The organism is Sphingobacterium sp. UME9 (assembly GCF_014170215.1).
In the GTDB taxonomy this organism is placed as follows: domain Bacteria; phylum Bacteroidota; class Bacteroidia; order Sphingobacteriales; family Sphingobacteriaceae; genus Sphingobacterium; species Sphingobacterium paramultivorum.
The window spans coordinates 421,793-434,568 of the sequence record NZ_LZZP01000009.1 but is presented as its reverse complement, the minus strand read 5'-3'; the positions used below and the strand labels follow the sequence as shown (position 1 = coordinate 434,568).

10 protein-coding genes are annotated in these 12,776 nt (G+C 40.4%); 6 read left to right on the top strand and 4 right to left on the bottom strand.

Annotated features, from left to right (window positions below):
- The 4 genes from A9970_RS15025 to A9970_RS15010 are packed head-to-tail and all read left to right on the top strand — an operon-like array spanning position 1 to position 3,866.
- Positions 1-432, top strand: a complete 432-nt coding sequence (locus A9970_RS15025) for a hypothetical protein (protein ID WP_182982873.1) — start codon at positions 1-3, stop codon at positions 430-432.
- 12 nt (positions 433-444) lie between these two features.
- Entirely contained in the window at positions 445-1,110 is a 666-nt protein-coding gene (locus A9970_RS15020) for a DUF3347 domain-containing protein (RefSeq protein WP_182982872.1), read from the top strand.
- 4 nt (positions 1,111-1,114) lie between these two features.
- The gene (locus tag A9970_RS15015; protein ID WP_182982871.1) at positions 1,115-1,579 is read left to right on the top strand and encodes a DUF2231 domain-containing protein; all 465 of its coding nucleotides are present in this window, start codon (positions 1,115-1,117) and stop codon (positions 1,577-1,579) included.
- A gap of 10 nt (positions 1,580-1,589) precedes the next feature.
- The gene (locus tag A9970_RS15010) at positions 1,590-3,866 is read left to right on the top strand and encodes a multicopper oxidase family protein (protein ID WP_153847907.1); all 2,277 of its coding nucleotides are present in this window, start codon (positions 1,590-1,592) and stop codon (positions 3,864-3,866) included.
- 384 nt (positions 3,867-4,250) lie between these two features.
- On the opposite strand, the gene A9970_RS15005 is transcribed toward A9970_RS15010, so the two are convergent.
- The gene (locus A9970_RS15005) at positions 4,251-5,249 is read right to left on the bottom strand and encodes a beta-ketoacyl-ACP synthase III (protein WP_153847908.1); all 999 of its coding nucleotides are present in this window, start codon (positions 5,247-5,249) and stop codon (positions 4,251-4,253) included.
- 306 nt (positions 5,250-5,555) lie between these two features.
- Positions 5,556-6,989 (bottom strand): PLP-dependent aminotransferase family protein, encoded by a 1,434-nt coding sequence (locus tag A9970_RS15000; RefSeq protein ID WP_182982870.1) that lies wholly within the window; start codon positions 6,987-6,989, stop codon positions 5,556-5,558.
- 219 nt (positions 6,990-7,208) lie between these two features.
- Between A9970_RS15000 and A9970_RS14995 the strand changes: the two genes are divergently transcribed.
- Positions 7,209-8,366: an aspartate aminotransferase family protein gene (locus A9970_RS14995; protein ID WP_182982869.1), complete on the top strand. Its 1,158-nt coding sequence runs from the start codon at positions 7,209-7,211 to the stop codon at positions 8,364-8,366.
- A 135-nt stretch (positions 8,367-8,501) separates the two neighbouring features.
- Positions 8,502-8,915: an NUDIX domain-containing protein gene (locus A9970_RS14990; protein WP_182982868.1), complete on the top strand. Its 414-nt coding sequence runs from the start codon at positions 8,502-8,504 to the stop codon at positions 8,913-8,915.
- Positions 8,916-8,928: 13 nt separating this feature from the next.
- Here A9970_RS14990 and A9970_RS14985 read toward each other — a convergent pair whose 3' ends face one another.
- Both A9970_RS14985 and A9970_RS14980 read right to left on the bottom strand, forming a co-directional pair.
- The gene (locus tag A9970_RS14985) at positions 8,929-9,456 is read right to left on the bottom strand and encodes a hypothetical protein (protein WP_112373688.1); all 528 of its coding nucleotides are present in this window, start codon (positions 9,454-9,456) and stop codon (positions 8,929-8,931) included.
- Between the two features lie 112 nt (positions 9,457-9,568).
- On the bottom strand, positions 9,569-12,742 hold the full coding sequence (locus tag A9970_RS14980) for an AsmA-like C-terminal region-containing protein (protein WP_182982867.1): 3,174 nt from the start codon (positions 12,740-12,742) through the stop codon (positions 9,569-9,571).
- Positions 12,743-12,776: the final 34 nt, after the last annotated feature.

Sequence of the window (12,776 nt, the reverse complement as noted above, 5' to 3'; positions counted from 1 at the left end):
ATGAATTATTTCCTAGCTATCCTATCGGTTGTTGTGTTGTCGTTAACGGCCTGTGATGGTTCACAAACGAATACCCAAGCTGAAGATCGAATAGTTTCGACTGATCCTGCTATCAATTTGCCTGTACAGTCCGTTCAATACAAGGTAGGCGATCTTGTGCCTACAGCACAAGTTTGTATGGTGAATGATGCTTTTATGGGGAAAAAACAATTGCTGGTCAGACACGAGGGTAAGGATTATTATGGCTGCTGTGAAATGTGTAAAAAGCGCATACCCCAAGAAGCTGCGGTACGTGTAGCCATCGATCCTTTTTCAAAAAAAGAAGTAGATAAGGCGACGGCTTCCATCGCAATTACCGGCGATCAGGGTGAAGTTTCCTATTTTGAAAACGAAGCAAACTATCGAAATTACATTAAAAATCTAAACCTATAAATACACTTAATTATGAAAAAGTTTATGCTAATTGTGGCGACGGCTTTGATATTCGTTGCATGCAACAATTCAACATCGGAAAATACACATGCAGATTATATGGTCGCTGTTGCCGAGGATACCGCAACGATAGCTGTCGGCAATGGTAAAGGCGATACCGCTTTGACTAAAGAAGAGGCGGCCGGCGTAAGTAATACGGCTGCAAAAATAGAATCATCCACCGAGAAAGTTAATCTTAAAACGGCTAGCAGTCCTTTTGCAGGCTTATACAGTGCCTATTTCGAACTGAAAGATGCATTGGTTAAGGATAATGGAGCGGCTGCACAGGCAGCTGCGAAAGGAATCCAGGCCGCCATTGAAAAAGTTAATAGCGAACAATTGGATGCTGTTCAAGGAAAGCTTTGGAAGGAATATCAACGAAAATTGGCTTTCGATACAGAACATATCGCTGGAATTAAGGAAAATGAACATCAGCGGGAGCACTTTGTGACCCTTTCCAAAAATATGTATGTGTTGATGAAATCTCTCAAACCTGAAGTTACGGTCTATTATCAACACTGCCCTATGTATCGTGATGGAAAAGGAGCCAATTGGTTGAGCACACAAAAGAAAATTGAAAATCCTTATCTAGGTCAATCAATGCCCACCTGTGGATCTATCGTAGAAACAATACAATAAAACAATGAAAAGCTTATTCGAAGGACTGCCCAGTTTACATCCGCTATTGGTGCATTTTCCGATTGTACTCTTGTTGACGGCGTTGATTAGTCATATTGGTGCCTTATTGTTAAAAAAACATCGACGTCCTTTCACTGTGCTGACTTTTGGATTGTTGTTATTGGGAACACTTGGAGCGCTTGCTGCAATTCAGACCGCAACCCATATTTCAGGCGATGCCGATGAAGGAGCCTTTACGGTTTTTGAGATCCATCAACGTTTTGCCTGGATCAGCTTTTGGCTAGCAAGTAGTACAACAGTCCTGCATTTTGTTGGATTGCGGAAAGGTGCAGGTGCTTGGATAAACTATTTGATATTGATTTTGTTGATAAGTTTATCGGTGATACTATTTATCACAGGGCATCACGGGGCTAGACTGGTCTACCAATATGGCGTAGGACCGATGGGAAATGGAATACTAATCAATTAAATGAATGAACATGCGTAAAAAGAGTAATATATTAACGGTTGTTTTACTATTGATGACACAACTGACAGTGCTGGCCCAGAAAGTGGTTCGTCATGACCTTTATGTACGGGATACCATTGTCAATTATGCCGGCAAATCAAAACGGGCAATCGCTGTAAACGGACAGATTCCGATGCCTACCCTGACTTTTACTGAAGGAGATACGGCGGAAATTGTTGTTCACAATGAGTTAAAGGAGAGTACGTCGCTACATTGGCATGGTATTTTTCTGCCGAACAAAGAAGACGGTGTGCCACACCTGACGCAGGAACCTATAAAGCCGAATTCGACTTATACCTATCGTTTTCCGATAATCCAGCACGGTACACACTGGTATCATTCGCATTCCGGCCTGCAGGAACAGATCGGTATGTATGGTAGTCTTATTCTCAACAAGCGTGCAGATGATAAGACTTTCCGGAAAGGAATTGATGATTTACCCACGATTCCGGTCATATTGAGTGAATGGACAAATTATAACCCCAATAACATTCAGCGGATGTTACACACGGCCAACGATTGGGCCGCGATAAAAAAAGGGGCTACACAATCGTACGTTGAAGCTATTAAAGAAGGGAAGTTTAAGACGAAAGTTACGAATGAATGGAAACGTCAGCTGGCAATGGATGTCAGTGATGTGTATTATGATAAGGTCTTGATGAACGGGGCTCATTCCACGGATTTAAAATCGGTGAATGGTAAAGCTTTGAAAGCAGGAGATAAAGTGCGTTTACGAATTTCCAATGGCGGTGCTTCGTCTTATTTTTGGCTGCGCTATGCAGGTGGCAAAATTACCGTTGTTGCCAATGATGGGAATGATGTGGTACCGGTGGAGGTCGATAGATTGATGATTGCCGTATCGGAGACTTATGATGTCGTTGTAACAATCCCAAATGAAGGTACAGCTTACGAATTTATGGCAACAACAGAAGATCGAACGCAATCTGCGAGTTATTTTGTCGGAAATGGCATCAAACAGTTGATTTCTCCACTTCCCCGCCTTAAATATTTTGAAGGCATGAAGATGATGAACGATATGATGAAGATGAATGGGGACCTTAATGATATGGGCATGAAGATGAGCTTGAATCAGATGGATATGAATGTGGTGATGTATCCCGAAATTACAGGTGATGGAAAGAAAAAGGAAGATCACAGTAAACATAGCGGTATGGATCATGGACAAATGAAGATGGAAGAAGATCCAAATCGTTATAATGCTAATGCATTGGGCGATATTGTAACGCTAAACTATGCGATGTTGGAATCTCCCCAGGCGACGGAACTGCCTAAAGAAGCGCCGATACGAGATCTTAAATTTACGCTTACGGGAAATATGAGTCGTTATGTATGGAGCATGGACAATAAAATTCTCTCTGAAACGGATAAGATACCTGTAAAAAAGGGTGAGGTATTGCGCATTACCATCTATAATAATTCGATGATGCGTCATCCAATACATCTGCATGGCTTTGACTTTAGACTGTTGAATGGAAAAGGATCAAAAGCGCCATTGAAAAATGTGGTTGATATCATGCCGATGGAGACGGATACGATCGAATTCTTAGCAAATGAAGAAGGGGACTGGTTTTTTCATTGCCATATTCTGTATCATATGATGGCTGGGATGAACCGCGTGTTTGCTGTGGACGATTATAAAAATCCCAATCTTCCAGACAAAGCCAAAGCCTATAAGGAATTGCAAATGGAAAGTAATATGACCCATTTTATGGCGCAAAATGATTTTGCGACCAATGGAAATGACGGTCAGGCCATGTTTCAGAATGCGCGTTGGCAGCTTGGTTCCGAATGGCGATTAGGGTATAATGATATGCATGGCTATGAGGTGGAAACCCACCTGGGTAGATACTTTGGGAAGATGCAATGGTTTATGCCATTTGTAGGTTTTGATTATCGTTATCGCCGTATGGGGGAGGATGAACATGAGAAAAATATTTTTGGACAGGCCAATAAAAAAGATAGTCGCAAAGCCTTAAGTCTGGGTTTTATGTATACTTTACCCATGTTGGTCAATTTTCAGGCGGAGGTGTATCACGATGGTATTGTCAGATTGCAGCTGATGCGAGAAGATATTCCGATCGCTAGAAGAATCCGTGGTGATTTTATGGTCAACTCGGACCTTGAATATATGGCGGGACTAAATTATGTCATCACCAAAAATATGGCTTTTAGAACGCATTATGATAGTGATATGGGCTTTGGTGTGGGCTTGTCATTAAATTATTAAAAGCGTAGGTTTTATTGGAGTTTTAAAGGGGGCTTTGCGATGCAAAGCCCCCTTTTATTTTGCCATTAAAAGAGAGGATAAATGGAGGACATCTTCTGAAATAATACTGATTTTATTGGGACTTCATTGGGAATTAAATCGGATTTTAGACGCTTTTATCCGAATGAGGTCCCTATAAGGTCCGTATAAGGTCCCTATAAACTCCCCATTATTTATTCCTTTCTTCTTCACGGTGCTGCCTGTAAAAAAGAGGATAGGTTCGATTCTTCTTGCGCAAGGGCGATCCTGTTTTTGGTAGCGGGAAATAAAGAAAAACCCCAGAAATCATTGATTCCTGGGGTTTTATTTTAGTGTGAATTTATGACGACTAAAGTTTTTGATCGCTTAAATCATCCATTTAAATATGCTGGCTCCCCAAGAGAAACCGGCACCAAAGGCGGTTAACATGACTAAATCACCGGTATTTAATTTTTTAATATTTTGCCAGATACATAGTGGAATCGTTGCAGCAATGGTATTTCCTAGGTATTCGATATTACTTAACGCTCTATCTTGTGGTATATTAAGACTACGCCCAACGGCATCAATGATGCGCTGATTAGCCTGATGTGGGATTAACCAATTGATATCTTCAATCTGTAGGTTGTTGCGTTGCAAAACCGTATTGCACGCATCGCTCATAGACTGAACAGCATGTCTAAATACAGTTTTACCATCTTGTTTCAGGAATCTGTTGTCGTTAACAGGAAGATTGCTGTCGATTGGATACAAAGAACCGCCGGCTTCAATTTTTAAAAATTCTTTTCCCGCTCCATTGCTACATAGATAGGCATCCATAATTCCACCTTCTAGAGATGGCTCAAGCCATATCACACCAGCGCCATCACCGAAAAGAATATTGGTTGAACGGTCTTTTAAATCGACATAAGTACTGATGTTGTCGGCTCCGACTACGAGTACATTTTTATAACGTCCAGTCTCAACGAGAGCAGAAGCCATATCTAAGGCATATAAAAATCCAGAGCACGCAGCATTGACATCAAAAGCCCAAACATTGGTAAGACCTAATTTTTCTAAAATGATATTTGCTGTTGCCGGCATAGGCATATCAGGTGTAGAAGTCGCCACAATTAGGGCATCTACATCGTTCAGATTTTTATGATATTGTGTTGCCAAATCTTGTATAGCTTTTACAGCCATGTCTGATGTGGCAAGATTTTCTTCTAAAATTCTCCGCTCCTTAATACCTGTGCGTTTGATAATCCACTCATCGGATGTATCGCAAAACTGCTCCAAATCTGTATTCGATCTTTTATTCGGTGGAATATATCCGCCAATACCAGTTATTGCTGCATATGGCCTGCTGGGTATTCTCTCAGTCATAAATTAATGTACTCTATTCTCTCTCTTATTATATAGCTATCCTATTAGGAATTACTCGTGTGTCTTTTGCGCCGTAAAACTACGGTTAATTTATGCGATTAATAAGTGAAAAAATTGATTTTTGACAAAATAATTACGTTTTATCAGCATTTTTAACTGTTTTTTACGTATTACCTATACTAATCTTTTAATCGGTCTTTATGAGGCGGAATTAAATATTGAATGTGCTTGTTTTTTCAGAATTTTAATCTAATGAAGTCCGTCCGAATTGGAAAATAGTCTAGTTGCTTTTTGTGTTTCAAACCATTAGGAGGAGAGTTTTGCCTGTTCCAAAAGTTCAGCCAAAATGACTATTCCTTCTTCGATCAATTCCTCTGATAAGGATCCGTAGCCAAGCCGTATTCCGCCAAAAACATTTTCTCTGATGTAGTTTTCGGGATGCGGTATATGTACTGATCTTTCCTTTAATTTTTGGAATAAAAATGCCCAGTCGATTTGATGTTTAAAAGATAGCCAAACCGCCAATCCCCCTTGTGGAGAAATATAGTTCACATGGTTCTGCAGATGTTTGTCCAATTGGGCGATCATAAAATCACGTTTCCTTTTGTAAAGCTGCGTTGCTTTTCGGATATGTCTACGAATTGTTCCATCCTGAATGAGTTCCAGTACAGCTTGCTCCATAATATTGTCACCTTGGATATCGATGATGTAGCGAAGTTCGGTAATCTGCTGGAGCAAATGCTCGTTTCTCGTCGCAAGATAACCGATACGGAGTGCTGGTGCGACAACTTTGCTCAGTGTACCAATGTAAACTGTATTGATCAGTTCCTGCTGTGAAGCGAGCGGGTAATAGGGAACTTGTTCAAAATGAAATTCGTAGTCGTAATCATCCTCGATGATCGTGAAGTTATATTGGTTGGATAATGCTATTAATTGTGATCTCCGTTCTTTGCTTAATGTGACAGTGGTTGGGTACTGTCGATGTGGGGTAAGGTACAGCGCCTTAATATTGCTCTTTTTCAATAAATGCGGCAGCAGTTCTTCAACGATAAGACCATCGGCATCGACAGGGATAGGAATCAATTTCGCGCCGGCTTTTTCAAAGATCTTCCAGGCTGAATGGTATCCAGGGGACTCTACAAAGATATAATCATCGTGCTGCAATAGGCATTGGGCGACCAGGTACATGGCCATTTGGCTTCCACGACTGATGCATAGCTTGTTTTTATCGATGTGCATGTTGCGTTCGATGTTGAGCATATTGGCGATTTCTTCACGAAAATCTAGATGACCTCGGGGATCGGCATATCCCATCATTTTCCAACGTGCGCTACGTTTAAAAATTTGGCGATAGGCCCGTCCGAGCTGTTCTACCGGGGCAATCTTACTGTCTGGATTACCGTCATCGAATATAATGCGTGTTGGAGGCTGATGATCAGATAATTCGATCTTTTGTGCAACATATAGGTTCGAGCCATAAGGTAATTGGGCCGCTACAAATATACCTCTACGTGCTTGACTAACCAGCCAACCTTCACTCAACAGCAACTGTATGGCATCAATTACCGTGTTTCGGTTTAATTTTAGTTGGGCTGCAAGAGATCTGCTACTCGGTAAGGCCGTTCCCTTCGGCAATCTACCAGATTGAATATCAGCAGCAATGTTATCCGCTATTTGGATGTAAATTGCTTTTGAAGAGGATCTGTCAATATCTATCGTTAAATTCCAAGGTCTAAGCATGAGGCTGTTGTATCGGGTAATTGTTCAAATATACAATTGTTCTGCAGGATTAAAATACATTCGATAGATGGCGCATGAGCAGTGCTGCGCTATTCTATTTAAGATGAGTTATTTTGTTTATTGCCTGTGTCGGCTGGACTAGTAATAAATAACCATCTTGGACTAGGAATGAAAGGGGATTTAAGTGGATTTTTGAGTTTTACTAATTCTAAGTCATTCATGAAACCATTTCCCGTTTTTGAGAAAGTTGATATTGCGATCGAACGAGCCCTTGGTTGCTTTGTCTATGATAAACAGCAGCAGGCCTATCTAGATCTCTATGGTGGTCATGCCGTTATTTCTGTTGGGCATAGTCATCCGCATGTTATTGAGCAAACTATACAACAGATGAACAAGATCGGATTTTATTCAAATGCAGTTACAAACGATCTTCAGGATCGTTTGGCCGAACGCTTAGGCAGTGCCTGTGGTTATCCGACGTATGCTATTTTTTACAGTAATTCGGGAGCTGAAGCAAATGAAAATGCACTGAAGTTAGCTTCGTTCCATACGGGAAGGAGGAAAGTATTGGCGATGTCAAATGCGTTTCATGGGAGAACCTCCGCTGCGGTTGCGGCAACGGATATCCAGTCAATTCGTGCACCATTAAATGAAAGTGAACAATTTGTCTTTACACCTTTCAATGAGATCTCCAGTTTGAAAAAACAATTGGAAACGGAAGAATATTGTGCGGTCATTATCGAACCTATTCAAGGTGTCGGGGGAATTCATCGGGCAAGTCCTAGTTTCTTACAGGAAGTAAGAGCAATTTGCACGAAAACTGGGACCATGCTTATTTTGGATGAAATTCAATGCGGGTATGGGCGCACGGGACTTTTCTTTGCACATCAGCATGCAGGGATAGAAGCCGATCTAATTACGGTGGCCAAAGGGATTGCAAATGGGCTGCCGATGGGGGCAACAATTATTTCGCCTAAGATAAAGCCGGTCATAGGACAATTGGGGACTACTTTTGGTGGTAGTCATGCGGTCTGCGCGGCGGCTCTGGCTGTACTTGATGTAATTCAAAAGGAGCAATTGATTGATAATGCCGCAGCTGTAGGTGAATTTTTGTTGACAGAATTAAGAAAAATTCATGGCGTGAGTGAAGTTAGGGGGCAAGGTTTGATGATTGGCGTAGAGTTTGAAAACGATATTCGACATCTGCGCAAAGAACTGCTGTTTTCTGAAAAGATTTTTACAGGATATGCAGGACGCTATACGCTCCGTCTATTACCGCCGCTGTGTTTTACCATAAATCATGCGGAGACTTTTTTGAAGAGTCTACGGAAGCTTGTGCTTAAAGAGAAACTAGCCCATGCTGTTTCGGGATATTGATTAGCCTCTCTATTGATTTTGTGCAAAGTTTTAATGAAGGATTCTCCAAATTAGCTGTTGCGCTTTGATAAATGTCGTAAAAGAAGTAATTTCACATCTAGCGTATTTAATCAGTAATAGCTTATAATACATTTCATGACAACAACAAAATGTTTGCCTACAGCGGGTTTAGTGAGTATTAAGGAAGATAGATTATTATTAGCGTATAGCAACAATAGAAAGGCATGGTACCTGCCGGGTGGAAAGATTGATGCGGGGGAGGAAGCCCTGCAGTCCCTTCGTCGTGAGATTTTGGAGGAGCTAAATATCAATCTGGATCCGGATAAAATATCTTATTATTGCCATGTTACAGCCCCGGCATACGGGCTTGTGCCAGAGGTTATCATGGAACAAGATTGTTTTCTGTATCCATTAACAGAGCAGATCGAACCCAGTAATGAGATTGGCGCCGTTCGTTATTTTTCACACCAAGAGTACCAGGAAGAACCGATCCAGGTCATTGGCGTTTTGCATGTGTTTGACAAGTTGAAGGCTGACGGATTGATTTAAAAAACTGTCGCTACTAGATGCCGTAGCCTTCATTAAGACAGCTTATACCTTTTGTGTCTTTTAAAGGAATAATTTTCTGGCTTTTGGTATCCATGCGCCATGCTTTGACGATTTTGTCGAAATATTCTTTGCTTTCATCGACCCGGCTAATGGCTATAATTTCACTGTTTGGTTTGTCACCTTGCTTGCAGTTGCATAAGCTGAGCTGCTCGTTGGACTTCAGTTTTTGGATATTGATGGTATCCAAAATCTTGTATTTGACTTTACCTTTGCTATCATCGGGTAACAATTCCTCTAAAATACAAACACCATTTTTGGCATTTGTAAAATAGCCGGCAGCAAAGCGATAATCGCCCTGTGCATTCTTGTCGGTTTCAATAAGTGCGCCAGTTGTGTAGGTATAAGATTTTAATTCAGCAATTTCATTGATCTCACGGAATACTTTCCCGTATAAGGGGTTTTTCTGGTCGTTAACGGTATTGAAACTGGACCAACTGCAGATGGATAGAACCGCAATGGGTATAATTAGTATGTATCTCATAGTTTTCAACAATTAAAAACGTTATTAAGTTAACAAATCTTTCTGTTAACTTAATAACGTTTTTAATTCAGCACTATTGTGTCGACTGAATTTACTAAAACTAATTGCGCGTTTACTTAGCCTGTGTTTCTTGCACTTTTTGAGATTCTTTATATACTTTACTGTCCTCATCATCCATGTCCATATCGAGATCCTCTTCTTTGTATTTTCCCATTTTTAAGTGAAAGTTATCTGGAGTGCCCGTAATTCGCATAGGTATCCCAAAGATTCCAAAAGGAGGTAAGCCCAGTCTAAAACCTAGGTTCATACGTCCGTCTAAGGTCACTTGACCTTCAAAGCGAGGCCTGAATCCCATCATTCTCATTTTCGTGCGTTCGATGGTCATCACATTATTTTTGATATGGGATTTAATAACAACTTTTTTTACTTCGCCATCCTTCAATTTTTCTTTGGAAGTAGATTGACTAATTCCATTGAGTAGTTTGAAGCCTCTGAACTTAATCTGATTTAGCGTTAAGGATCCCTCGCCGACGATAGAAGGCATCACTGGTTGCATATTGCCATTCAATAGGCCACCCAATTTGTAATCCAATGAAACAAGGCCATAAGCATTTTTGGCAGAGCTAACCATTTCTCTGAACATCGGTATCTCTTTGTAAGCGCGTTGAATATCAAAGCTGTCGGCTTTCACCGCATAATCAAAACTTGCTCTACGTGGATTTATGGGACGATAACTTCCGTTCATATCTACTTTCAGTCCCGCGATTTCAAAGTTTGTCTTATTCAGTGTCATCTTACCTTCTTTTACCTGTAGGTCCCCTTTGAAATCTTTGATATTCATTTTGTTATATGATATAGCGTTGACAAGCCCTAAGACCTGAACGTCCAAATTTTTGGGGAGAAGAACCACACCGCTTTCGGAGGAGCTTGCTGTTGTAGACGAACTAGGGGCGGCAAAAACCATAAAATCATCCACATTGATTTTCTTGCTGCTGAGTGTAAATTGACCTTTTAACGGTGCTTGACTACTTGTTGCATAATTAATAATATTGTTGAGGTATCCTTTGATGGAAATATTATTCTTAGCATAGGCAACCAGGAATTTATCGAAATTCATTTTCTCCTGATTAAAACTGAAGTTCCCACTTCTAATTGCAATAGGCTGTGGAAGCATGTCGGACTGAACTTGGATATTTCCAATACTTAACCGACCGCTATTTTGGAGTCGGTTATAATGACCATTGGTGGCATCGCTCTGTAAGCCTTTTAAACTGAAATCTGTATAGATAAAGCCATCGACATTGGTGCCATCCAATGCAAAGAGTTTATAAATAGGGCCGAGATTGAGCTTACCCTTGGACTGTATGTTGTATTTGATGTTATTGAAGTTCTTGAGGTCTGCTTTCAAGAAAAAAGGTTCACCCGCAAATGTAAATGATATCGGTAGAATTTTGACATTCAGATCTCGAAGTGAACCTTTTTCGCTATTGACAAAAGCTTCGACCTGAATATTTTCCATCGGGATAGGATAATCATTTGACTTGATCAAGCCATTCTTCATCACGACGGACGTATTGGTTTCGGGAAAAATGTTTCGTTTGAGATCCACATAACCTTTTGCTATGAGGTTGACATCCACCAATCCCGCCAATTCGACTTGTTTAATTGGGTAGAAATTTTTGATATCTGCTAAATTAAATGATGCCTTTAAATCCGAATTGACTGCAATTTTATTAAAATCTGTTATTGAAATAAATCCTTTTATATAGTTGTTAAGTGCCTGAACAGAAATGTCATGGATTGCTATTGATGCACTTTTTAACTGGCCATCGGGATCTTTTGCTTCCAGACGATAAGCAATTTTGTCCAATCCCTGTGGGAGGTTAGCCAATTTGAATTTACCATCTACGAGTGTATTTTTGATATCAAAAGTAGGAATGGATGCGACGTATTCCTGTTCGCGTTTTTGAAGTCCTACCTTACGAATAGCTTTGGCGTATGTTCCGTCGATTTTTGCGTCAAGATTCCATTTCCCACCGAAAGAAAAATCGGGAAACTGTAGCGAGGCATGGAGTTTATCGAGATTAAGATCACTTTTTATGTTGGCATGCACGGTTACAGGGTGTAGTCCGGCTATTTTACCCTGTGCATTGAAATAGCCTGAAGCAACTTTAAAGTCAAATTGTTTAAGATCAATTTGTAGCGAGTCCGGATTCAGTGCCGGCAAGTCTATCCGTAATTTGGCGTTCCAGTCTGTTAGCGGATTGGTGGATTGTTTATACGCGAGAAAGCCATTGTTGACCATGAGCCCAAGTGAAAGATTAGGCATTTTGTTGTTGTCGACAATATAATCACCTTCTAGATTAACAAAAACCTCAGATGTACCTTTCACGGAGAGGTCCTTGATCCAAGAAGCGTAGCTATTTGGGACTAATGAAAGTAATTCGGCCAGGGTACTTTCCTGTGATTTCAATTTAAAATCAAGGTGATATCCATGGGATATAAATGACAGGAGCCCTCTGAATCGAACCGGTAGCTGGTTAATCTTGATATCGTTTCGTTCAAATACGAACGACAAGTTGTTGGTATTGATACGTGTAAGTAAATTGGCATCAATTGATTTTCGGTCCACATATAGTTCGTTGTCAAAAGAGAAGGAGAAAGATGCAATTTTTGCCCGTGTATTTAAGTCAAATATATTTGACATGAGATCCCCTTTGCCTTCATATTCCAAATCCTTAGCTTCTATCTTAAGCGGAATAGAGCGGTCTTCGTAATGTAGATTGGTTTTTTCCAGTTTAATCAGTTGGAAGGCTAAAGCACTGCTTTCGGAATTGTCTTGTGTTTTTGTGGAATCAGCGGGGCTAGATTTATAAATGTTGTAATTGGCATTACCCAGGGAGTCTACCAGGATGTTGATCTTTCCGCTGTTCACGATGAATTTATTGATGACAATTTTGGATTTGAGCAGGCTCATCAAATCCACACCAAAACTTACTTTCTTTGCGGCAAGTAGTGTATCGTTCTTAAAAGGTTCGGCACCTTTTAATAAGACATCATCCATCGACGCTGTCAGCAGTGGAAACTGGTCAAAGAAGGTTAATCTCACTTTAGCGTAGTTTAACTCGCCCTTGATATGTTCGTTTACCAGTGATTTGACCTTGCTATTGACTTCATTTTCGAATATATAAGGGATGGATAATATGCTGATAACGAGTAAGACTATGATGCTTGCAAAAACGATAGCGATACGTTTCACAACCTTTATAAATGTAGCTTTTGACACTTTGTAATTTTTTGTGGTTACAAAAGTCAGAAAA